The organism is Halocynthiibacter sp. C4, assembly GCF_028823805.1.
GTDB lineage: Bacteria > Pseudomonadota > Alphaproteobacteria > Rhodobacterales > Rhodobacteraceae > Falsihalocynthiibacter > Falsihalocynthiibacter halioticoli.
In genome coordinates this window covers 1,089,692-1,112,117 of the sequence record NZ_JAPEIE010000002.1, presented here as the reverse complement: position 1 = coordinate 1,112,117, position 22,426 = coordinate 1,089,692, and the positions used below count along the sequence as shown (strand labels likewise).

28 protein-coding genes are annotated in these 22,426 nt (G+C 55.0%); 16 read left to right on the top strand and 12 right to left on the bottom strand.

From position 1 onward, the window contains the following. Positions 1-3 precede the first annotated feature (3 nt). Complete coding sequence (gene fmt, locus OU789_RS12685; protein ID WP_274655906.1) at positions 4-903, top strand: methionyl-tRNA formyltransferase; 900 nt, start codon at positions 4-6, stop codon at positions 901-903. Between the two features lie 69 nt (positions 904-972). Continuing rightward, complete coding sequence (locus OU789_RS12680; RefSeq protein ID WP_263952086.1) at positions 973-1,221, top strand: GlsB/YeaQ/YmgE family stress response membrane protein; 249 nt, start codon at positions 973-975, stop codon at positions 1,219-1,221. Here the strand turns inward: OU789_RS12680 and rnhA are convergent. The 4 genes from rnhA to OU789_RS12660 all read right to left on the bottom strand — a co-directional run bounded on the left by rnhA (position 1,218) and on the right by OU789_RS12660 (position 4,032). Then, positions 1,218-1,685 carry a ribonuclease HI gene (gene rnhA, locus OU789_RS12675; protein WP_263952087.1) on the bottom strand — a complete coding sequence of 156 codons (468 nt, stop codon included), beginning with the start codon at positions 1,683-1,685 and terminating at the stop codon, positions 1,218-1,220. The genes OU789_RS12680 and rnhA overlap by 4 nt on opposite strands. After that, entirely contained in the window at positions 1,678-2,271 is a 594-nt protein-coding gene (locus OU789_RS12670; RefSeq protein ID WP_274655905.1) for a class I SAM-dependent DNA methyltransferase, read from the bottom strand. Before OU789_RS12670 ends, rnhA begins: the two co-directional genes overlap by 8 nt. After that, a complete protein-coding gene (gene ispH, locus OU789_RS12665; RefSeq protein WP_274655904.1) occupies positions 2,271-3,218 on the bottom strand; it encodes a 4-hydroxy-3-methylbut-2-enyl diphosphate reductase in 948 nt (315 codons plus the stop codon). Before ispH ends, OU789_RS12670 begins: the two co-directional genes overlap by 1 nt. Positions 3,219-3,453: 235 nt before the next feature. After that, positions 3,454-4,032 carry a LabA-like NYN domain-containing protein gene (locus tag OU789_RS12660; RefSeq protein WP_263952090.1) on the bottom strand — a complete coding sequence of 193 codons (579 nt, stop codon included), beginning with the start codon at positions 4,030-4,032 and terminating at the stop codon, positions 3,454-3,456. Between the two features lie 96 nt (positions 4,033-4,128). Here OU789_RS12660 and folK point away from each other — a divergent pair, with 96 nt between their 5' ends. The 13 genes from folK to recO all read left to right on the top strand — a co-directional run bounded on the left by folK (position 4,129) and on the right by recO (position 13,781). Beyond that, positions 4,129-4,734: a 2-amino-4-hydroxy-6-hydroxymethyldihydropteridine diphosphokinase gene (folK, locus tag OU789_RS12655; protein ID WP_274655903.1), complete on the top strand. Its 606-nt coding sequence runs from the start codon at positions 4,129-4,131 to the stop codon at positions 4,732-4,734. A gap of 76 nt (positions 4,735-4,810) precedes the next feature. After that, complete coding sequence (gene rpoZ / locus OU789_RS12650; protein ID WP_263952092.1) at positions 4,811-5,167, top strand: DNA-directed RNA polymerase subunit omega; 357 nt, start codon at positions 4,811-4,813, stop codon at positions 5,165-5,167. Between the two features lie 31 nt (positions 5,168-5,198). Next, positions 5,199-7,322, top strand: coding sequence for a RelA/SpoT family protein (locus OU789_RS12645; RefSeq protein ID WP_274655902.1), 2,124 nt, complete (start codon positions 5,199-5,201; stop codon positions 7,320-7,322). A gap of 21 nt (positions 7,323-7,343) precedes the next feature. After that, complete coding sequence (locus OU789_RS12640) at positions 7,344-7,991, top strand: DUF2062 domain-containing protein (protein WP_274655901.1); 648 nt, start codon at positions 7,344-7,346, stop codon at positions 7,989-7,991. A 66-nt stretch (positions 7,992-8,057) separates the two neighbouring features. Further along, on the top strand, positions 8,058-8,807 hold the full coding sequence (locus OU789_RS12635; protein WP_274655900.1) for a pyridoxine 5'-phosphate synthase: 750 nt from the start codon (positions 8,058-8,060) through the stop codon (positions 8,805-8,807). Continuing rightward, the gene (locus OU789_RS12630) at positions 8,804-9,430 is read left to right on the top strand and encodes a LysE family translocator (protein ID WP_274655899.1); all 627 of its coding nucleotides are present in this window, start codon (positions 8,804-8,806) and stop codon (positions 9,428-9,430) included. Before OU789_RS12635 ends, OU789_RS12630 begins: the two co-directional genes overlap by 4 nt. Continuing rightward, positions 9,427-9,882, top strand: a complete 456-nt coding sequence (locus tag OU789_RS12625; protein WP_274655898.1) for a hypothetical protein — start codon at positions 9,427-9,429, stop codon at positions 9,880-9,882. The genes OU789_RS12630 and OU789_RS12625 overlap by 4 nt, the downstream gene beginning before the upstream one ends. Further along, a complete protein-coding gene (gene acpS / locus OU789_RS12620) occupies positions 9,879-10,295 on the top strand; it encodes a holo-ACP synthase (protein ID WP_263952099.1) in 417 nt (138 codons plus the stop codon). The genes OU789_RS12625 and acpS overlap by 4 nt, the downstream gene beginning before the upstream one ends. 66 nt (positions 10,296-10,361) lie before the next feature. After that, positions 10,362-11,132: a signal peptidase I gene (gene lepB / locus OU789_RS12615; protein WP_274655897.1), complete on the top strand. Its 771-nt coding sequence runs from the start codon at positions 10,362-10,364 to the stop codon at positions 11,130-11,132. Then, positions 11,129-11,815: a ribonuclease III gene (gene rnc / locus OU789_RS12610; RefSeq protein ID WP_274655896.1), complete on the top strand. Its 687-nt coding sequence runs from the start codon at positions 11,129-11,131 to the stop codon at positions 11,813-11,815. Before lepB ends, rnc begins: the two co-directional genes overlap by 4 nt. Then, positions 11,812-12,723, top strand: a complete 912-nt coding sequence (era, locus tag OU789_RS12605; protein ID WP_263952102.1) for a GTPase Era — start codon at positions 11,812-11,814, stop codon at positions 12,721-12,723. Before rnc ends, era begins: the two co-directional genes overlap by 4 nt. Further along, the gene (locus OU789_RS12600; RefSeq protein WP_274655895.1) at positions 12,720-13,052 is read left to right on the top strand and encodes a DUF1491 family protein; all 333 of its coding nucleotides are present in this window, start codon (positions 12,720-12,722) and stop codon (positions 13,050-13,052) included. The genes era and OU789_RS12600 overlap by 4 nt, the downstream gene beginning before the upstream one ends. Before the next feature lie 9 nt (positions 13,053-13,061). Further along, positions 13,062-13,781: a DNA repair protein RecO gene (gene recO / locus OU789_RS12595; protein WP_274655894.1), complete on the top strand. Its 720-nt coding sequence runs from the start codon at positions 13,062-13,064 to the stop codon at positions 13,779-13,781. Here the strand turns inward: recO and OU789_RS12590 are convergent. The 6 genes from OU789_RS12590 to dapA all read right to left on the bottom strand — a co-directional run bounded on the left by OU789_RS12590 (position 13,778) and on the right by dapA (position 18,716). Beyond that, a complete protein-coding gene (locus OU789_RS12590; RefSeq protein WP_274655893.1) occupies positions 13,778-14,179 on the bottom strand; it encodes an META domain-containing protein in 402 nt (133 codons plus the stop codon). The two genes, recO and OU789_RS12590, sit on opposite strands and share 4 nt — an antisense overlap. Positions 14,180-14,200: 21 nt before the next feature. Further along, positions 14,201-14,755: a TetR/AcrR family transcriptional regulator gene (locus tag OU789_RS12585; protein ID WP_274655892.1), complete on the bottom strand. Its 555-nt coding sequence runs from the start codon at positions 14,753-14,755 to the stop codon at positions 14,201-14,203. 387 nt (positions 14,756-15,142) lie between these two features. Then, on the bottom strand, positions 15,143-16,327 hold the full coding sequence (locus OU789_RS12580) for an amino acid aminotransferase (protein ID WP_274655891.1): 1,185 nt from the start codon (positions 16,325-16,327) through the stop codon (positions 15,143-15,145). 2 nt (positions 16,328-16,329) lie between these two features. Then, a complete protein-coding gene (gene sseA / locus OU789_RS12575; protein WP_263952108.1) occupies positions 16,330-17,184 on the bottom strand; it encodes a 3-mercaptopyruvate sulfurtransferase in 855 nt (284 codons plus the stop codon). Between the two features lie 66 nt (positions 17,185-17,250). Continuing rightward, positions 17,251-17,733: an SsrA-binding protein SmpB gene (gene smpB, locus OU789_RS12570; RefSeq protein ID WP_263952110.1), complete on the bottom strand. Its 483-nt coding sequence runs from the start codon at positions 17,731-17,733 to the stop codon at positions 17,251-17,253. 107 nt (positions 17,734-17,840) lie between these two features. Continuing rightward, positions 17,841-18,716: a 4-hydroxy-tetrahydrodipicolinate synthase gene (gene dapA / locus OU789_RS12565; protein WP_263952111.1), complete on the bottom strand. Its 876-nt coding sequence runs from the start codon at positions 18,714-18,716 to the stop codon at positions 17,841-17,843. Between the two features lie 158 nt (positions 18,717-18,874). Here dapA and OU789_RS12560 point away from each other — a divergent pair, with 158 nt between their 5' ends. Then, entirely contained in the window at positions 18,875-20,830 is a 1,956-nt protein-coding gene (locus OU789_RS12560) for a lytic transglycosylase domain-containing protein (protein WP_274655890.1), read from the top strand. Here OU789_RS12560 and OU789_RS12555 read toward each other — a convergent pair. Then, complete coding sequence (locus OU789_RS12555) at positions 20,817-21,695, bottom strand: DMT family transporter (protein ID WP_274655889.1); 879 nt, start codon at positions 21,693-21,695, stop codon at positions 20,817-20,819. The two genes, OU789_RS12560 and OU789_RS12555, sit on opposite strands and share 14 nt — an antisense overlap. Continuing rightward, positions 21,692-22,372 carry a tRNA (5-methylaminomethyl-2-thiouridine)(34)-methyltransferase MnmD gene (mnmD, locus tag OU789_RS12550; protein WP_274655888.1) on the bottom strand — a complete coding sequence of 227 codons (681 nt, stop codon included), beginning with the start codon at positions 22,370-22,372 and terminating at the stop codon, positions 21,692-21,694. Before mnmD ends, OU789_RS12555 begins: the two co-directional genes overlap by 4 nt. Positions 22,373-22,426 lie beyond the last annotated feature (54 nt).

Genomic DNA, 22,426 nt, shown 5'->3' with positions numbered 1-22,426 from the left:
GTTATGCGCGTTGTTTTCATGGGAACGCCGGAGTTTTCAGTACCTGTTCTGGATGCGCTTGTTGATGCAGGGCATGAGATCGCTGCCGTCTACTGCCAGCCGCCACGGCCAGCAGGGCGCGGCAGGAAAGACCGCCCCAGCCCCGTTCATAAACGCGCAGAGGCGCTGGGCTTGCAAGTCCGTCACCCTGTTTCACTAAAGTCTGCAGAGGCAGTTGCGGAATTTGAGGCGCTTAATGCGGATATTGCCGTTGTCGTTGCTTATGGTTTGATCCTTCCGCAATCGATTTTGGATGCACCCAAACACGGATGTCTGAACATTCATGCCTCACTGCTTCCGCGTTGGCGGGGAGCAGCGCCGATCCATCGCGCGATTATGGCGGGGGACAAGACAACAGGCATTTGCATTATGCAGATGGATGCGGGGCTTGATACCGGAGACGTCTTGCTGCGCGAAGAATGCGAGATTGGGGAAGAGGAAACAACTGCTCAACTTCACGATCGCCTCTCAGAGCGGGGTGCAAAGCTGATCGTCGAGGCGCTTGCGCGATACTCTGAGTTGACGCCGGAGCCGCAATCGGAAGAGGGCGTGACCTACGCCAGCAAAATCGACAAAGCAGAAGCGCAAGTCGATTGGTCAGAACCCGCTGAAATTGTAGATCGAAAGATCCGCGGACTTTCGCCTTTTCCTGGTGCGTGGTGCATGGTTGGTGAGGAGCGCCTGAAACTGCTGCAATCGCGTGTGTGTGAGGGCAGCGGAGAGGCTGGCGAGGTTCTTGGCGAGATGCGTATTGCTTGTGGGTCTGGTGCCATTGAAATCACGAAGGCGCAGCGGCAAGGCAAAAAGCCAATGACGGCCGAAGAAATCCTGCGTGGATTTAGCCTCCCGGAGAAATTGACTTAAGGCGTTTCGGGGGAGAAACTCCGATGTTTTCCCCTTCCCCTCATTCACAGTCCAAGCAATAGTGACCGCATGGTTATTTATCTTATCATTATTGGGGCTGCTGCCGGATTTATCGCGACGCGGCTCATGAAAGTCGAAGCCAATATCGTGATTACGATGGCGATCGGGATTGGCGGAGCGCTCATTGGCGGGCTGCTCCTGAGGGTTCTGCTATCGGTTCTGGGCATTGGGGCCGGCTTGGTTGGCGCAATTCTTGGCGCCGTGCTGCTGATCTGGCTATATCAGACCTATATCCAAAAAAACGGCCCGCGCTTCTAGGCTTCAGGTTTCGGCTTTTTGAACGGTTCCATGCCTTCGCGCGCAAGTTCGTCTGCCCGCTCATTCTCTGGATGTCCAGCGTGCCCCTTGACCCATTCCCAAGTGACGTCATGGCGTCGGTTGGCCTCGTCGAGCCGCTTCCAAAGGTCTTCGTTCTTAACCGGTTTCTTCTGGGCGTTCTTCCAGCCGTTCTTCTTCCAGCCGTGAATCCATTTGGTCAGCCCGTCTTTGACATATGTGCTGTCGGTCACGATGGTGATTTTTGTTTTTCGGTCTAGAATTTCCAACGCACTGATCGCTGCCATCAGTTCCATACGGTTGTTGGTTGTGTCTTCGGCGCCGCCGCACATCGGGCGCTCTTTTAGAACCGTTTCGCCATCGCGCGCGATCAATAAAACACCCCAGCCTCCAGGACCGGGATTTCCGGAACAGGCTCCGTCGGTATAGGCAATAAATTCAGGCATAGGCGCGTATCATGATCCAAGGGGCGACTGTGCCATCAAGGCCTTTATCAGCGCCGGTGGCGAAATGGTCAGGGCGGAATCCGGCAGCTTTGAGCAGATCTACAAGCTCTTCCTTGCTGTAGTAAGCGTAGAAACGTCCAATCTTGTCGCGCTGCTCACCTGTTCCGGTTTTCATCGAAATATGGAAGATACCGCCCGCCTTGATTGCGGTTCTGATCGCAGCGAGGTGGCGCGGAAGCTCGGCTTTTGGGGCGTGCAGAAGACTGAAGCTGGCCCAGATACCGTCATAGAGATCGACTTTATCCAAGTCATCAAAGCTGCCAAGCGTTACATCGATGTTGTAAGATTTCTTGGCCAGATCGACCATGGATTGCGAAGCATCCATTGCGTCCACAACAAGGCCAGCGTCGCGCATCGCCGCAGCCGTCCGTGCCGGGCCGCAGCCGAAATCAAGCACGCGGCCACCTTTGGGCACAAGCGCGATGAATTCATTTAGCGCGTGATAGGGGGCGTTTGGCGCGGCGAGTTTTGTATAGTCTCCTGCGCGCTCGTTGTAGGCGCTGACTGTCTCTGGATCGATACTCATTATGCCGTCCGAAGAACGCGGGGAACCTTGAACTCGACGTTTTCCTCGGCCGTTTCAATTGTCTCGACGGTCACGTCATACCGCTCTTGAAAGGCTCCGATGACCTCATCCACCAGCACTTCTGGTGCGCTGGCTCCAGCAGTCAGCCCAATGGATTTAACCCCTTCGAGCGCGCGCCAATCGATATCGGTCGCGCGCTGAACTAGTTGCGAATAACCACATCCCGCAGCCTTGGCGACCTCGACAAGCCTCTTCGAGTTCGAGCTGTTTGGTGCACCGATCACGAGGATTGCGTCTGATTTCGGAGCCATCGCCTTGACCGCTTCTTGACGGTTGGTCGTGGCATAGCAGATGTCTTCTTTATGCGGTGCCTTGATCGCGGGGAAACGCTCTTTGAGGGCTTCGACGATCAGCGCCGTGTCATCAATAGAGAGTGTGGTCTGCGTGATATAGGCGAGCTTGTTTTCGTCGCGCACGTTAAGCGTGGCAACATCTTCGGGCGTTTCAACAAGCAAGACTTCGCCCTCGGGCAATTGCCCCATGGTGCCGACGGTTTCAGGGTGCCCCTTATGGCCGATCATAACCATTTGAAGTCCGTTTTCCGCGTGGCGCTCGGCTTCGATGTGAACCTTGCTCACGAGCGGGCAAGTCGCATCAACAAAAAGCATCTCGCGGGCTTCTGCAGCGGCGGGAACGGATTTGGCTACGCCATGCGCAGAGAAGATCACAGGACGATCATCTGGGCATTCCGCCAGTGTTTCGACGAAAACAGCACCTTTGGCCCGTAAGCCGTCGACAACATATTTGTTGTGAACAATCTCGTGGCGCATATAGACAGGCGCGCCCCATTTTTCGAGCGCCATTTCTACGATCTTAATGGCACGCACAACGCCCGCGCAGAATCCGCGCGGCGCAGCAAGGTAGAGTGTGAGGGGCGGGTGAGACATAGGGACCTCTTTTTCGCGTGCCTAAAGCATCCAGCCAAATACTTGAATTACTTTTTCGCGGCCGTGCACTTTGCTCAAACGCGAAACGTGAATTTGGATGCCCCGAGTTTTGGTCGGACGCTGTAAGAGGTAAGGCTTTGACAGGGGACGGTAAAGCCCCTTGCCCGCACAAGTGGCGTTTTTGTGCGGGCAAGTTCGGCGTAGGTGGAGGCCCCAAGAGGCCTCGTCACATTAATTAGTCGTCGTCGACAGTGGCGAGCATCGGGTCAACGCCGCCAACATCTTCGCGCGGAGGACGCCCAACAACATCTTTGAGCTCTTCGAGTTCGATGAAGTTGTCGGCCTGACGGCGCAGTTCATCAGAGATCATCGGCGGCTGGCTTCGGATGGTGGAAACAACCGATACCCGAACACCTTGGCGCTGCAGACTCTCGATCAGCGGGCGGAAGTCTCCGTCACCGGAAAAGAGCACGATGTGGTCAACATGCGGCGCAAGCTCCATAGCATCGACAGCAAGTTCGATGTCCATGTTGCCCTTTACCTTACGGCGACCCATTGAATCTGTGTACTCCTTGGCGGGCTTGGTCACCATGGAGAAACCGTTGTAGTGGAGCCAGTCTACGAGCGGGCGGATCGGGGAATAATCGTCGTTCTCCAGAAGCGCGGTGTAGTAGAACGCGCGAAGGAGCTTTCCGCGGCGCATGAATTCCTGACGCAGTAGTTTGTAATCGATGTCGAACCCAAGTGATTTTGCTGCTGCATAAAGGTTTGAACCATCGATAAAGAGCGCGAGGCGCTCGTCACGATAGAACATAATATGTCCTTCCTAAAACTTCGCACCCGTTTCCGTGAGTGAGTGAGTGGGGTAATGATAGATACGAAGATAATCTACATTTAGGGATATTCGTGGATGCCGCAACCCATAGAGCGTCACAAAACGTTCACATTTGGCCTGATTTCGCTTGGATCCAATGTTTCGACGCAAGGTTACAAACCTTTAGACAGGTTGAAATCTGCTCTTTCTGACCTGCAGGACAGCGGTTTCACGATTCGTGCCACTAGCAAATATTATCACGCCCCATTTTTCCCGCCGAATCAGGGGGCAGATTTCGTGAATGCCGTTGCAGAAGTCGCGGCGGACATCCCCGCGGAGGAGGCAATGCGGCGTTTTCATGAAGTCGAAAATAATCACAATCGCGAGAGGCCCTATCGTTGGTCAGATCGTACGTTGGATATTGATCTTTTGACTTGGACGCATGAAGGCGAAGAGTTGGTACGGCCAGACCCGCAGATACAGGCCGAATGGCGGAATTTGCCTTTGGAAGAACAGAAAAAACGAGCGCCAAAAGAGCTTATTCTGCCACATCCGCGCCTTCAGGATCGTGCGTTTGTGCTGATTCCTCTGCGTGACATTGCGCCGGAGTTTCGACATCCCGTGACAGGAGAAACCCTGCGTCAGATGCTGGATGTACTTCCAGAAAGTGATAAATCAGCGATATTTCCCCTGAAAACCTAGGGTATTTGCACTTGTCAATAGTTTCGCAAGCGCCTAAACAGACCTCTTCAAACCCCCGAATTGCTGAGGAGTCCTCATGGCCCGCGTTACGGTAGAAGATTGCGTTGATAAAGTTCCTAACCGCTTTGAGCTGGTGATGCTCGCGTCGCACCGTGCCCGTGAGATTTCATCCGGTGCCGAGATCACTGTTGATCGCGACAACGACAAGAACCCTGTTGTTTCCCTGCGTGAAATCGCAGAAGAAACACAGCTTGCCGATGACCTGCGCGAGCGCATGATCGAGAGCAACCAGACCCAGATCGAAGTCGACGAACCCGAAGCCGACGATATGGCGCTTCTTATGGGTGCAGAGACAGCTGACAAACCCGACGAAGACGAAGCAAATGACGAGATGCTCCTTCGCGCGTTGATGGAAGCTCAGGGACAACAGTAGAGGGCGCACGCGCGCCATAAAGGCGGATTGGATGATCGACGTCGACGACCTGATCCAGCTGGTCCGTAACTACAACCCCAACACCGATGCAGAGAAAATCGCCGCGGCCTATGCGTATGGCCGCGAGATGCACAAGGGGCAGTACCGCCAGTCCGGCGAGGAATATTTTACCCATCCGGTTGCCGTTGCTGCGATCCTGACCGAGCAACAGCTTGATGATGCAACAATCATCACAGCGCTCTTGCACGACACAATCGAAGACACAAAATCAACCTATACCGAGATCGCGGAGCGGTTCGGTAAAGAAGTTGCCGAGCTAGTTGATGGCGTCACGAAGCTGACCAACTTGCAGCTGTCCAGTTCGGAAACCAAGCAGTCAGAGAACTTTCGCAAGCTGTTTATGGCGATGTCGAAGGACATGCGGGTTATCCTGATCAAGCTTGCCGACCGCTTGCACAACATGCGCACGATCAAGGCTATGCGTCCGGAGAAGCAGGCTCAGAAGGCCCGCGAAACGATGGATATTTTTGCGCCGTTGGCTGGCCGTATGGGTATGCAATGGATGCGCGAGGAGCTTGAAGACCTCGCGTTCCGCGTTTTGAATCCCGAAGCGCGCAATTCCATCATCCGCCGCTTCATCATGCTTCAGCGTGAAACCGGCGATGTGATTCACAAGATTACGCACGACATCCGCGCCGAGCTTGAAGCCGAAGGCATAGACGCCGAAGTCTATGGCCGTGCGAAGAAGCCCTATTCCATCTGGCGTAAGATGGAAGAGAAGGGGATCGGCTTTTCCCGGTTGTCGGATATTTACGGTTTCCGCGTAATTACCCGTGTTGATTCCGATTGTTACCGTGTGTTGGGCGCAATTCACCGCCGCTGGCGCGCTGTGCCGGATCGGTTCAAGGACTACATCAGTCAGCCGAAGTCCAACGGCTATCGCTCGATCCATACCACGGTTTCGGGTCGTGACGCTAAGCGCGTCGAAGTACAGATCCGAAGCCGCCAGATGCATGATGTGGCAGAAAGTGGCGTTGCGGCGCATTGGTCGTATCGCGATGGTGTGCGGGCTGAAAACCCATTTGCTGTTGACCCTGCGAAGTGGATTTCCGGCCTTACCGAGCGGTTTGCGAATGCCGAGGATCATGACGAGTTTCTGGAGCATGTTAAGCTCGAAATGTATTCGGATCAGGTGTTCTGTTTTACGCCCAAAGGCGCGGTTGAAAAGCTGCCCAAGGGTGCGACACCGCTTGATTTTGCCTATGCCATTCACACACGCATTGGCGACAGCTGTGTGGGTGCGAAGGTTGACGGTATCCGGGTACCGCTCTGGACACGCTTGAAGAACGGTCAGTCGGTTGAGATCATCACAGCCGAAGGCCAACGCCCGCAACCAACGTGGCTTGATATCGTTGTTACCGGGCGAGCCAAGGCGGCTATTCGCCGAAGCCTGCGTGAAGAAGACCGTGAGCGGTTTATCAAGCTTGGCCGAGAGCTTGCGCGGGTTGCGTTCGAACATATCGGCAAGAAAGCGACGGAAAAAACTCTGTTGCGCGCGGCGAAGCAACTTGGGTTGGTCGATACGTCCGAGCTACTTGCGCGATTGGGAAGTGCCGAACTTGCTGGGCGTGATGTTGTTGAGGTTGTCTATCCCGAATTGGCCGCGCGTGGCGGTGAAGAGATCGACGAGGCACGCGCGGTCGTTGGCCTTTCGCCCGGGCAGAGCTTCCAGCGCGCACAATGCTGTCAGCCGGTTCCCGGAGAGCGTATTGTTGGCATCACTTATCGCGGACAGGGCGTGGTTGTGCACGGCATCGATTGCCCCGTGCTCGGCGATTACGAAGAGCAAACAGAGCGTTGGGTCGACCTTCATTGGCATTCTGGTCGCCACCCTGCTGTGCATACGGTTACAATAGATGTAACGATAAGTAACGACGCAGGTGTTCTGGGGCGCATTTGCACATTGATCGGAGAACAGGGCGCGAATATCTCTGATATGCATTTCTCCGACAGGAAGCCTGATTTCTACCGTTTGATGATCGACGTAGATCTCAGGGATGCAGAACATCTTCATGCGGTCATAAATGCGCTTGAAGTTGACGAGAATGTTGCTTCAATCGAACGCCACAGGGATAAAACCCGAAAACCCGCCTAATCGGCTGTAAAGGAAGAGTACTTGGTATTTAAGCGCCGCGATAAACGCCCAATTTGGCAGGTCGTCGTGGACTTTTTCTATCCCAAGGGAGGATGGAAGCGCGCGTTTTACTATGTGCAGCACCGTCTTCACCGTCTTCCCGATCCTCCACATCGTATTGCGCGGGGTCTCTTTATTGGGGTTCTCATCAGCTTTACCCCGTTGTTTGGGATGCACTTCATTTTTGCGGCTCTTTTGGCCAAGGCCATCCGTGGGAACATCATGGCCGCGTTGCTCGGCACGTTTTTTGGTAATCCGCTGACTTTCCCGTTTATCGCGACTTTGAGCCTGCAGCTTGGGTATCTCATCATGGGGTATCCCCATGGTGACCCGCACCGAGGGAACGTGTTTGAATATTTCAAAAGCTCTGGAATAGAAATCAAACGCAATTTCGTAGCGTTGTTCACAGATGCGGACGCGAACTGGTCCAGCCTTAGCGGGTTCTACGAGAGCATCTTCCTGCCCTATCTGATTGGCGGGATCGTTCCCGGCGTTGTCTGTGGGCTTGTGGTCTACTATCTCTCTGTGCCGTTGATTACGGTGTATCAGAACCGCAGGCGTGGGCGACTTAAGAAAAAGCTGGACGAGCTTCGCAAGAAAGCCGCAAAGAAGGCTGACGGCGAGGTCTGATCCCGCTAGGTTACGTTCGGAACAGATTGAGCCGCGCGATGACGGCTATGAAATAGAGGAAATGCAATGTCGACAGCAAACAAGCTGCGCCTCGGGGTGAACATTGATCACGTTGCAACGGTGCGAAATGCACGCGGAGGCAATACACCAGATCCGTTGCGCGCTGCGCTTCTGGCAGAGAAAGCAGGTGCGGATGGCATTACGGCTCATTTGCGGGAAGATCGCCGTCATATCGATGACGCTGATATCGAAGGGCTGATGGAGGCGCTTTCGGTGCCACTCAATTTCGAGATGGCCGCCACAGAAGAGATGCAGGCCATTGCGCTTCGTCATAAGCCTCATGCGGTTTGTATCGTGCCGGAAAAGCGCGAGGAGCGCACTACGGAAGGCGGGCTTGATGTAGCGCGCGAGGAAAACCGCTTAGCGCATTTCATAGCGCCGCTCAGTGATGCAGGATGCCGCGTTTCGATTTTTATTGCTGCCGACAAACGCCAGATCGAGGCCGCGCACCGAATTGGTGCGGCAGTAATTGAATTGCACACCGGCGCTTACTGCGACGCTCATGCAGAGGGTGATTTCGCCACGCGAGACGCGGAGTTGGACAGCTTGCGCGAGATGTCGACCTTTGCGCATTCTCTTGGGCTTGAAGTCCATGCTGGCCATGGCCTGACGTATGATACGGTACAGCCCATCGCAGAGTTTCCGGAAGTCGCAGAATTGAACATCGGTCACTTCCTCATCGGAGAGAGCATTTTCCGTGGGCTAGAGCCTGCTATTGCCGAAATGCGGCGGCTTATGGATGAGGCGCGCGCATGACAGGGGCCGAGCTTGGCCTATTGTGGCTCGGTTGGGCGATTGCCGGTGCAAGCCCCGGACCAGCAACAATGGCGCTTGCGGGCACATCCATGAAACAAGGCCGCCAAGCGGGACTGGCTCTTGCGTTGGGAATCCTTGTCGGAAGCGCCACTTGGGGAATCGCGGCCGCTTTGGGAATGAGCGCAGTAATGGTTGGGAACGCGTGGATTTTCACGACCTTGCGATACGCGGGCGCCGCCTATCTCTTGTTCCTCGCATATAAGTCCATGCGCTCAGCCTTTTCGCGAAACGATGCCAAATTACAGGCCGCAATCACAGGGACAACCAAGCAAGTCTTTCTAAAAGGCGTTCTGCTTCATCTAACAAACCCGAAGGCGATCCTTGCATGGGGCGCGATTTATGCCATCGTACTGCCAGAGGGCGCGACAAGTGCCGAAGTGTTTAGCCTATTTGGTTTTTTGTATCTTGCATCACTCATTGTTTTTCCGAGCTATGCGATTCTGTTTTCAACACGCGGTATGGTTAGCACCTATCAGCGCCTAAAGCGCTGGTTTGAAGGGACATTTGCGGTGCTGTTTGGTGCCGCGAGCCTTAAGATTTTAACGACGAGGGGATTTGAATGAAATTATTAGCTTTTGTCGCTGCGCTGGCAGCACCTGGACTTGCATCTGCGCAAGAGGTTCTTGATTGCGATTGGCAGGCCTCGGCCCGATCGATTGCGGAACCATGGGAAGAGAATACGCGCACCTTTGCGAACGGCGATGTGCGTCTCGCATTGCTCGATACAATCGAACCTGCCGCTGGCTCAACTTATCTGCTTGTTCTCTCGCCTCCGTTTCACGAATTGGGCGATCGCCAGTGCAAAGTTATTGGCCTTTCAAGCGTCGTAGGTTTTACAAATCTAGAGTTTTCAACGCTTCAGGCCGACTACGATCCAGCTGTTGGATTGGTCTTTACAATCGACGGATCAACCTACGTCCATGAGACCGGCGGCTCTGAGGGGGGCGTTCTGTCGTTTAGCCTGAACCAAGCAACCGGTGATATCAATCCAAGCTATGAGCCGGATCCGAAATGATCCTTGGCATCGGTACAGACCTTGCGAACATCGAGCGCATTCAAGGAACGCTTGATCGGTTTGGGACACGGTTCAAAAATCGTGTGTTCACCGAAACCGAACAAGCCAAAGCCGAGCGTCGGCGCGATGTTGCGGGAACCTATGCCAAACGTTGGGCAGCCAAAGAGGCCTGCTCAAAAGCGCTGGGAACTGGGCTTGCTATGGGGATCAGTTGGAAAGATATGGCTGTTCGAAACATGCGAAGCGGCCAGCCTGTAATGGAAGTCACGGGCTGGGCCAAAGAGCGGCTCGAACAAATGACACCAGCAGGCCACGAAGCGATTATCCATGTTACCCTTACCGACGATCACCCATGGGCGCAGGCCTTTGTCGTGATCGAAGCGCGCCCCGCTAAGCCAGAGACACCAGCGTAAAACTTGACTCTCCCCGCCTTGCGCCTCATGTAGCGCACAACCCATATTTCAAGGAACTACAGGCGAATGAAAACGACCGAGAAAAAAGAAGACGGCATCGTCGAAACCATCAAAACTGTGGTCTGGGCGCTTGTGATCGCAGGGATCTTCCGCACGCTGTTCTTCCAGCCGTTCTGGATTCCGTCCGGCTCTATGAAAGACACGCTTTTGATTGGCGATTTTCTCTTCGTCAACAAAATGGCCTATGGTTATTCCGCCGTATCTTGCCCATTCGGAATTTGCCCGATTTCGGGGCGTATTCTTGGATCTGAACCAGAGCGCGGCGACGTTGTTGTGTTCCGGCACCCGACATCCGGTCAGGATTACATCAAGCGTGTGATCGGTCTTCCCGGGGATAAGGTTCAAATGAAAAACGGTGTTCTTTTCATTAACGGTGAAGAGGCGAAACAGACTCCGGACGGCGTATTTGTTGAAGAGTACGAGCCTCAAGGTTCGGTCGGAAATATGCCGGCCTGTATGGAAAGCCGTACAGAGGCTGTGAACTCCTGCACCAAAGAAAAATTCATCGAAACCCTGCCAAATGGTGTTTCGCATTCCATTCTGAATGTGGGCAATACCTTTGTGGACAACACACCGGTCTTTACGGTTCCGCTGGAGCATTACTTCTTCATGGGTGACAACCGCGATAACTCAAACGACAGTCGTCAGGGTGTTGGCTTTGTTCCGTACGAGAACCTAATCGGCCGCGCGGATCGCGTTATCTTTTCCTCCGCTGGTAAATCGCTGTTCTTCTTCTGGACGTGGCGAGGCGACCGTTTCTTTAAGGCGATTGAGTGAAGCTGGCGGCCGAACTCAAGGCCTTCTGTGGCCAGATCGGACATGAGTTTTCCGATCCCTCGCTCTTGGTGCGGGCGGTTACGCATAGCTCCATGTCCTCACCCACCCGCGCGGACAATCAGCGCGATGAATTTCTGGGCGACCGTGTTCTTGGCCTTGTGATTGCCGAGGCGCTTCTGAAGCATGACCAAAAGGCGAGTGAAGGGTTGCTTGCGCCGCGGTTCAACGCGCTTGTTCGCAAGGAAACTTGTGCGGATGTGGCGCGAGAAATCGGGCTGGGCAGTGTTCTGAAGCTTGGCCGATCTGAAATGATCTCTGGTGGTCGGCGGAAAGAGGCGCTTCTTGCGGATGCAATGGAAGCTCTAATTGCTGCGATCTATCAAGACGCTGGATTTGATGTTGCGCGTGATTTTGTGCTGCGTCTGTGGGGCGATCGGATTACCAAAGTCGAAGCCGACGCCCGCGATTCAAAAACGGCGCTTCAGGAATGGGCGCAAGCTCGCAAACTTAACCCGCCAAAATACATCGAGATTTCGCGCAGTGGGCCGGATCATGCTCCGGTTTTCACAATCGAGGTCCGGCTTGAAAATGGCAAAAGCGAAAAAGCCACAGCAGGCTCCAAACGCAACGCCGAACAGGCCGCCGCAACCGCGCTCCTTGCGCATCTGGAAGGAAAATCATGACCGACACACGTGCAGGTTTCGTCGCCCTTATTGGTGAACCCAACGCAGGGAAATCCACACTCCTGAACTATATGGTCGGGGCCAAGGTTTCGATCGTGACCCATAAGGTTCAGACAACGCGTGCGCGTATTCGGGGTGTGACGGTGGAGGGGCAAAGCCAGATTGTTTTTGTCGACACTCCCGGCGTATTCCGCCCACGCCGTCGGCTTGATCGTGCGATGGTTGCCGCGGCATGGGGCGGCGCGGCGGACGCGGATGTCGTTGTGCTGCTGATCGAGGCGCATCGCGGCGTAACCGAAGGCGTTGAGCAGATCATCGAGACTCTTCAAGAGCTTGCAGACGGTCGCAGCATCGCGCTTGCGATCAATAAAATTGATCGGGTTAAGTCCGAAGTGCTACTTGGTTTGGCCGCGAAGATGAACGAGATGTTCCCCTTTGACGAGACTTTCATGATCTCAGCGGAAAAAGGCCACGGCGTTGAAACGCTACGCCACTGGCTTGCCAAAGAGGTGCCTGCTGGCCCGTGGCTTTATCCGGAAGACCAGATCGCGGATCTGCCTCTTCGCATGATTGCGGCGGAAATTACGCGCGAGAAACTGACACTTCGGATGCATCAGGAACTTCCGTATCAGCTCACAGTCGAGACGGAAAAATGGGAAGACCGCAAAGATGGTTCGGTCAAGATTGACCAGCTGATTTACGTAATGCGCGACGGGCATAAGGGCATTGTGCTGGGCAATAAAGGCGAGTCGATCAAAGCGATTGGCAAGGCCGCGCGTGAGGAGCTCGAGGAGTTTCTCGGGCGTAAGGTGCATCTTTTCCTTCAGGTCAAAGTGCGGCCCAACTGGCTTGAGGAATCCGAGCGCTATGACGAGATGGGCCTGAATTTCAAAGACGGAAATTCATGAGCCGACTGACGGCGGAAATTTGGGTTTCGGCCTATCTCACGCGGCTTCGTCTTGCGGATATTCCAGCGTTTGTTGTTACAAAAGGTGACCTTACGGCGGGCGCTGTGTTGGTGAAACTCAACACGCTCGATGGCAATGCCGAGGCCTTCCAAAAGAGTTTTGACCTTATGACGGGCGAGCGGACTTGGATTAGCCTGCATGCGGGCCCCGAAGCAGACGTTGACGCATCTATCGCCAGACAACGCAGTTTTGATCCCGATCTATGGGTTATAGAGGTCGAGGACCGTGCGGGGCGGCATTTGCTCGACGAACCGGGTTTGGCCGATTAACCTCTCCTCATGGAATGGCGCGATCAAGGCACACTTCTTTCGGTACGTAGGCACGGTGAAACATCCGTGATTATCGACGTTTTCACCCCGAGCAAAGGGCGTTTTGCGGGAGTTGTCAGAGGTGGGACCAGCCGTAAACTTGCGCCAATTCTTCAACCAGGTGCAGAGCTTTCGGTTGCGTGGAGAGCGCGGCTAGAAGCGCACCTCGGCGCATTTACGGTGGAGCCAGTGCGCACCCGCGCGGCCCTCGTGATGGGAGACAGGCTCGCACTCGCTGGGCTGAACGCGATCACGGCACTACTTGGATTTTGCGTTCCGGAACGTGAGCCGCATCCGTCTATTCATCAATCTTCCTCCAACCTGCTTGATCTGCTCTCCAAGACAGACGCGTGGCCGCTTGCTTACCTTAGGTGGGAGGCCGATTTGCTAGAGGAAATGGGATATGGTCTCGATTTACGACGCTGCGCGGTTACCGGTAGCCGCGATAACCTCGTTTTTGTTTCGCCTAAGTCCGGCAAAGCAGTGAGCCGCGAAGGCGCGGGCGAATGGGCAGACAGGCTGCTGCCGCTACCACAGTGCATGCTCGGACAAGGCCCTGCTAGCGATGCCGACATTCTCGACGGCCTGCGCACGACGGGGTATTTTCTGGCGAATGGATTGGCCGCAAGCGTGGGCGATAGGCCGCTACCGGCAGCGCGGCAACGGCTTATCGATTTACTTGCGCGTTAGTCCTCGGTCTTCGTCGTCGCCTCAAACACCATTTCGCCACCATCCTCATTTGAGAGGATCATTGTGTCGCCGACGACTTCAGCAATTGTCATAGCATCAAGCGCGCGAAGATAAGCGGTCTCTGCTTCCAGTTCGGGGCAAGCCTTTTGCGTTGCTGCGATGGGACCTGTTTCAAACCACGGGTAATCCGCCGTTTGCGTGCCGTTGTAGACGTTGCACGGAGCTTTGCCGAAGAACTTGCCTTCTTCGCCAAACTCAAGAGTTGCTTCGGCCGTAAATTCAGCGCCGTTAAGGGATGTGAGTTTCCAAACGGACCCCGCAGCGCCGTAGCCTGCGACGGTTTCGTCGCTTTCGCAAAACGACAAACCGAATAATAGAAGAAATGAATAACGTAACATTCCCCAAATATGGGGGGATATTTAACTTTCTGCAAGAGCGATAAAAGCAGCAAGAAGTGTGGAGATAATTGAAGCCTGATCTACATCGGATTGACCGCGGCTCTCGTTGAGGCCGACAAATGTGGCGTACATTGCCTCGGTGATTTCAGGGTTCGATAACCCAATACTACTTAACAATACGCTAGCGTATGTTTTGCGAGCGCTATCTGTTTCGGCGATCGCTGCCTCTGCGATTGGCTCTTCCAAAGCCCACGCACGTATCGCGCGCTCGGCACGGGCTTCTTGCATCGGTTCTTCGATTGCGCACATGGATTTGGCGAGTTTCTCAAGTTTGCGCGGTGCGGCATTGTCTTCTTGCTTCAACTCATCCAAGTGTTGAATAACGTTGCTTTTCCAATGGTCTAGAAGTGTAGACTTGTAGTCAGGCAAGTCTTCGAAGTGCCAGTAGAAAGAGCCTTTGGTGGTTCCCGCTGATTTACACAGAGACTCTGCGCGTAGGGCGGAATAGCCACTCTCAATGAGCGCGTTAAAGCCGATTTCAATCCAATCTTCTTTTGTAACACGTTGTTTGGCCATGCCCGGACGAACCTTTTGAAATTGTGAATGAAGTCGCTTCGATACACGCAACATACGCTATCGTATGTTGTAATGAAACGCAAAATGTGAGGTCACGAAATACATCAGCATTCGATGCGGAAATGCGTTGAAAAGATATCTCAGTCAGCCGAGTTTGGCGGATTTGCGCTTGTCTTGTGATGTTCTAATCGCACAAACTTGCCGCATGGTTTTGTTTAAACAGTTGCTTGCGTCGATCCGGCCCTATCAATGGGTGGCCCTTGCGTTTTTAGTTTGTTTCGTGGCGCTGATCCAAACAATGAAGCCAGAAAAAAGCCGTACCGGAGTTGGCTCCGATACGGCTGTGATTGTGTCGCAATAATTGCAGCCCGTTTAGGGGCGTGGCAATTAGATGCCGGTTTTAACGATAGCTTCTGCCAAGACGGGGACTGTGTTCTTGTTTAGGCCCGCAATGTTAAGGCGGCTGTCAGAGACCATGTAAATTCCGTGATCCTCGCGCAGTTTCTGCACCAACTCTGGTGTGGTGCCGAGGCGAGAGAACATGCCGCGATGTTGAGCGAGGAAGCCAAAACGATCGCTGCCGGAGAGGCGCTGAAGTTCGCTTGCCAGCTGTTCGCGCAAACCAAGCATTCCAACACGAACCTCTTCAAGCTCCGCTTTCCAGTCAGCGCGCAATGCATCATCCGTCAGAACCATAGTCACGAGCCGCGCACCATGATCGGGCGGGAAGCTGAAGTTCTGGCGGTTGAGATAGGCGAGGTTGCCTTGTGTCACGCCTGTGTTCTTCGCGGTTTCGCTGATGGCCATCAGTATGCCGGTCCGCTCGCGGTATACGCCGAAGTTCTTGGAGCAACTGGCCGCGATCAGACATTCGGGCATTTCCGAAGCAACCATACGAAGGCCGGCTGCGTCCTCTTCAAGGCCGTCGCCAAATCCTTGGTACGCGATGTCGATAAGCGGCGTTGCGCCGGTGTCTTGGAGGATCGAGATAACTTCGGCCCATTCGGCGAGTGTAAGGTTCGCGCCCGTCGGGTTGTGGCAACAGCCATGAAGCAACACGATATCGCCCGCTTTTACGCCGGCCAAGTCTTCGGCCATACCGGCGAAATCAACTGCGCGCGTTTCGCTATCGAAATAGCGGTATTCCTTGAGAGGCAGTCCAAGGTGTTTGATGATCGACAGGTGGTTTGGCCATGTCGGATGCGAAACCCAGATCGTTGCGTCGGGACTGGCAAGCATCACCAGTTCCATCGCCTGACGGATAGCGCCTGTCCCGCCTGGGGTGGCTGCGGCTGCAATACGGTCGCGTTCCACAGAGGTTCCCAGAACCAGTTCGATCATCGCGTCGTGGAAGGCAGGTTCGCCCGCAAGGCCCGTGTATGATTTGGTTGTTTCCGCTTCCCAGAGCTGTTTTTCGGCAGCTTTGATCGCGCGCATCACTGGGGTTACGCCCTCTGCGTTTTTGTAAACACCCACGCCAAGATCAATTTTGTTGGGGCGCGGGTCGGCGCGGTACATGCCGATCAATTCAAGGATTTTATCGGCGGGTTGCGGTTTTAGATTGGTCAACATTGTTAAGAACCTGTTTCGGCTTTGAGATAGTCAAACATCCCCCATTCGGCCCATGAGCCATCATAGAGGGAGTGGTTTCGGTGTCCGATGGATTCAAGCGCGAGCGAAAGGATCGCGGCAGTGACGCCCGAGCCGCAGCTTGTGATGATCGGTTTTGAGAGGTCAACGCCAGCAGCTTCAAAGGTCGCTTTGATTGCGGCGAGATCTTTCATCGTGCCATCGGGATTGAGAAGCGTGGCGTAATGCACGTTTTTGGCGTTGGGAATATGTCCGGCGCGCAAACCTTCGCGTGGCTCGGGGGAATCGCCGCGGAAACGGGCGGGGCCACGTGCATCGACAATTTCGTGGTCCATCAGTTTGGAGGCTGACGCAACTTGGGTCACGTCCCGCACGAGATGGTCTTGTCGGTTCACAATCATGTGGCGGTCGCGGATTACGGGAGGGAGGTCATCTACGGGTTTCCCTTCGGCTTTCCACTTTGCGAAGCCGCCATCCAACACGGCAACATCCGTCTTGCCCATAAGGCGGAACAGCCACCAAACGCGAGCGGCGGAGAAAAGCCCTGCGCCATCATAGACGACAACTTGATGGCCATCGCCTACGCCCATCGCGCGTAGGCGGCTCATGAATTTCTCGACTGTCGGTGCCATATGAGGGAGGTCGCTGCGCTGGTCGCTGATCTCTTCGATATCAAAGAACCGTGCGCCTGGAATATGCGCTTCGGCGTATTCGGCCTTGGCGTCGCGGTTCATATCGGGAAGATACCAAGATGCGTCCAGAATCCGAAGATCAGGATCTTTCAGGTGCTGTTCAAGCCAGTCTGTGGAAACGAGCGTTTTTGGATCGTTATATGGCATAAGCTCCCCCGCGCATGTTGCCATGCCTGACTAGCGAGGGGCGCTAGTTTTTGCAAGCCCCGCGCCTTAGCCGCGGTCACGCAAGAGGCGCTGCTTTTGGCGGCCCCAATCGCGTTTGGCCTCGGTGGCGCGTTTGTCGTGGCTCTTCTTACCCTTGGCGATGCCGATTTTGATCTTCACCAAGCCTTTATGGTTGAAGTACATCACAAGTGGCACAAGCGTCATGCCCTGACGTTGTGTGGCGTTCCAGAGTTTGGAAAGCTCTCGTTTTGAAACCAGAAGCTTGCGGCGGCGCTTTTCTTCGTGTCCCCAAGTCACGGCGGGCTTGTAGGGGGCGATGTAAGAGTTAACCAGCCAAAGCTCTTCGTCCTCAACAGCGGCATAGCTTTCGGCAATATTGCTTTGGCCCACGCGCAGGGATTTCACCTCGGAGCCCATGAGCTGGATACCGCACTCGATATCGTCCTCAATTGCATAGTCATACCGCGCGCGGCGGTTTTCCGAGATGACTTTATAGTTCTTGTCTGCTGCTGTTTCTTTTTTGGCCATTGCGCTGATGTAATGAGGCAAATGGTGCTTGTCTAGGGATCGGCGCGAAACATCCGCCGCTCACCAGAAGAAATCGCCCGCTACGTGGTCGCAGCGGGCAAGCTCAATTAGTTCAGGATGCCAGCGTGGCGCATCGCGGCTTTGATCTGCTCTTTTGTGTCGTCAAGCAGTCCGGTAAGTGGCGAGCGTACCTCTTCGGAGCATTTACCGATGAGTGACATGCCGTATTTCGCGCCAACAAGGCCTGGCTCGACAAAGATCGCTTCGTGTAGCGGCATCAGGCGATCTTGATACTCAAGTGCCGTTGCAAAATCGCCCTTTGCCATTGCTGCTTGGAACTCTGCACAGAGGCGCGGCGCTACGTTTGCCGTAACCGAGATACAACCAACTGCACCGTGGGCCGTATAACCAAGCGCCATTGCGTCTTCGCCAGAAAGCTGGATGAAGTCTTTGCCGCAAGCTGCGCGTGTTTGCGAAATGCGCGCAACGTCGCCGGTGCTGTCTTTGACGCCGACGATGTTCTTGTGCTTCGCTAGTTCGCCCATAGTTTCGGGTGACATATCAACAACCGAACGGCCAGGAATGTTATAGATCACGATCGGCAGATCGGTGCTTTCCGCAACGGCCAAGAAATGCGCGTGTAGTCCGCGCTGAGTTGGCTTGTTGTAATAGGGCGTCACGACAAGTGCCCCGTCCGCGCCAACATTCTTGGCGTGCTGCACAAAACGGATTGCTTCGGTTGTGCTGTTCGAGCCTGCGCCCGCAATTACAGGCACGCGGCCCGCTGCGGCTTTTACCACTTCTTCGACAACCTGCTCGTGCTCTTCGTGGCTCAGTGTCGGGCTTTCACCTGTGGTCCCGACGGGAACGAGGCCGTTGGAGCCTTCTTCGATGTGCCACTCAACAAGGTGTTTGAGCGCGTCAATATCCAGTTGGCCGTTTTTGAACGGCGTCACCAGAGCTGGGAGGGACCCCTTGAACATGACACGTCTCCTTGTAATTGAGGGCTGAGTCGCCCGTTAATCGTGTGTAATCGCGGCGGAACCTAGCCGTGTTGGAGGCGATTGCCAAGTTGTGTGTTGTCGTGATCGACGAATCCGATACAGTTTTGTCAAAACATACGCCTGAAGGAATATTTCGCATGCTTCGCGCCCTCCGAATTCTGATTTTCGCGGCTTTGGTTTCTGTTACCTCATTTGTCGCCGCCAAAGCCCAAACGCAGCAGCAGGGCGAAGCGCTCGCGCGTGCGATGGATCTGGTTCGTGCGCAGGATTGGGACGGGGCAACAGCCGAGGCCCGCAAAGCAGGGAAAATCGGCGCTGCAGTAGTTGAATGGCACCGTTTGCGCGCGGGGGAGGGGGCATTCTCGGAGTATCAATCGTTTCTTGCGGTGTATCCGGATTGGCCGGGGCTTGATTACCTTCGTAAATTCGGGGAATCGAGCTTGCCCCGCGAGGGCGCAGAAGGCCAGATCATCGGATACTTCGTACAGAAGCTCCCGCAAACTGGAACCGGTGCCTTGGCGCTTTCGCGCGCGTTGCGGTCTGGTGGCGATGGGGACGCGGCCGATGCGTTGATAGTTGATGCATGGCGCAAGATGTCGATGACCAAAGAAGAACAGGCACTGTTCCTTGCAAATTTCGGCAAGCTGTTGGCGCCCCACCATGAGGCGCGGCTTGATATGTTGCTTTGGCGCGGGCTGTCCGGCGAGGCAACGGCAATGTTGCCCTATGTCGAAGGTGGTTGGCAGAAGTTGGCCAAGGCAAGAATAACGCTGCGCAAGCTTGGGCAGGGCGTTGATTCATTCATCGCGGCGGTTCCCGCGCGGCTCGCCGATGATCCGGGGCTGGCCTATGAACGATTTGTTTGGCGCGCGCGCAAAGACCGGTATCCGGATGCGATCGAACTTATCAAAGATCGGTCGGTTTCGGCGGAGTTTCTTGGGCAACCGGAAGATTGGGCGCGCCGTCGGGCGATCCTCGCACGTTGGGAAATGCGCGCTGGGCGGTATGCCTCGGCCTATGAGGTTGCGGCGAACCATTACCTGACCGAAGGCAGCCACTACATCGATCTTGAATGGCTCGCAGGTTATATTTCTCTACGATATCTCAATAAACCAAGCCGAGCGGTCACGCATTTCCGTAACCTTGAAGCGGCCGTGGATACACCGATCAGCCTTGGGCGGGCGTTCTATTGGCAGGGGCGCGCCCATGAAGCGATGGCGGAGCCCGAAAAAGCGCAAGCCGCTTATCAACGCGGTGGCGCGTACCAAACAAGTTTTTATGGGCAGTTGGCTGCGGAAAAGGCCGGAATGGCCATGGATCCGGCATTGCTCGGAACAGAGCCATTCCCTAACTGGCAGAATACAAACATTGCCAACTCAACCGTTTTTCAAGCGGGCCTGCTTCTTCATGCCGCGCGTGAAGGGCGGCTGACGGCGCGGTTCATGTCGCATCTGGCCGAAACGCTCCCGCGTGAAGAGCGTGGCGCGCTGGCAGCATGGGCGATGGCAATTGATAATCCCTATGTCGCGCTGCATGTGGCCAAACGTTCGGTGCAATACGGTGATACGCTACATAGTGCATATTACCCTATGCATCCTGTTCATCAGATGCAGGGGCTTCCGGTACGGCCGGAGCTAGCCCTCGCGATTGCGCGGCGTGAAAGCGAGTTTAACCCGCGGGTCATTTCGGGCGCAGGCGCACGCGGCCTGATGCAGGTTATGCCAGGTACGGCGAGCGACGTGTCGAAGAAGCTTGGTATTGGCTATGACAAGTCAAAGCTCACTGGCGATTGGCGCTATAATGCCAAGCTTGGAACAGCGTATCTTGATGGGCTGAACAAACGGTTCGATGGCAACGTCATCCTTGTTGCAGCGGGCTATAACGCTGGGCCGGGGCGCCCGAACCGTTGGCTCAAGGAATTCGGCGATCCGCGCAACAGCACCGAAGCGATGATCGACTGGATTGAACATATACCGTTTACCGAAACGCGGAACTATGTGATGCGTGTCTCCGAGGCGTTGCTTCCTTATCGGGCTCAACTTGCAGGGCAGGCTGTCCCTCTTCAGCTTTCAAAGGATATCATTCAGAGATAGCCCGCCTGCGCTCGCGCCAGAACGTAAACAGCCCTGCGCAAATCACAATTGCAGCGCCAATCGCGACGTTGAGCGGTAGCGTTTCACCAAGGAATGTGATCCCGATTGCAGAGGCAAACACAAGCTGTAGATATGCAAAGGGCTGCACTGCGCTCGCCTCGGCGACTTCATAGGTGCGGATAAGAAACCAGTGCCCGAGCGCGCCAAACATGCAAAGCGATGCCATCCATAGCCAATCCGAAGGAGCCATCGCTTCCCAAAACCAGACGCCGGCGAGCGTTGCGAAAATAGCGCCCATCGTTCCGGTCCAGAAGAAGCTGGTCGCAGTCGTATCCTTGCGCGCGACGAAGCGGGTCAGCAAGCTGTAGAGTGCAAACATCAAAGCCGCGATGAATGGCACTATTGCGGCCGGAGAGAACACAGTAAACCCGGGTTTGAGAATGATCAAAATGCCAACAAACCCAACGCCAATTGCAATGATGCGTGGCCAACCAACCTTTTCGCCGAGAATAGGGCCAGAGAGCGCAGCGATGATAAGTGGGTAGCTCGCAAAGATCGCGTGGCTTTCGACGAGTCCAAGAAGCACAAACCCAGCGACCATCACACAGATTTCCGCAGCCAAAAGGAACCCACGCGTTGCTTGCAAAAACGGCTGTTGCGTTGCCGCCGCTGCCCAAAGCCCGCCCGCTTGCCGTGAGGCCACGGTCATCACGAAAGCTGCAAAGAACCAATAGCGGATCATAACGACCATCATCACGTTGTATTCCGTCGCCAGATACCGCGAAATGCCATCTTGGATAGCGAAAATCGCGGTTGTGATGACCATGAGCAAAATGCCCAGTTTCGTATTGTTTCCTGCGCTCACGTTTTGCTTTCCAATTTTCCGATTGTCATGTGGCGTTTGCGGCCGAATCCTTTGACCCTCTCCACAGCGAAGCCGCTCTCAGCCAGCGATTTGCGGACAAATCCAGCGGCGGTATAGGTGGCGAATGTTCCGTTTGGCGCTGTGTGTTGTGCGACCTCGGCCATGAGGACGGGCTCCCACAACTCTGGGTTTTTCGCGGGCGAAAACCCATCGAGGAACCACGCATCAGCCGCGCCGTTCCAGTCCTTGAGCGTAGTGCGGGCATCACCGATGATGATATCCGCTATCAGTTCCTCTGTTTCGAACTGATAATTGCCTGCGGCGATCTGCTCCAACATCGGGCCTGCAACGTTCAGCGCCTCGGGAAAGGCAGCAAGCGCGCGCTCCATATCGTCGGCTGCCATTGGGAATGCCTCAAAACTCGTGAAACGAAACCGCCCTGCTTGTCCGGATTTCCGCCACGCCAAGAGCGCCGCCAAGAGGTTTAGCCCCGTGCCGAATCCAAGTTCGGCGATTTGGAAGCCGTCACAAAACCGCGCGGGCAGTTCATTTCCGTCAAGAAAGACATGGGTTGTCTCGGCAAGCCCGTCATTGAGCGAGAAATAGGGATCGTCGAATTTGCGGCTAACCGGCGTCTCCCCTTCGCGCCATTCCAGTTCTGCTTGCTGGTTCTTCATTCCCAAATGTCCTACATGTGCCGCAACGGCGCGACAATGAGCAAGGTCGAGGGG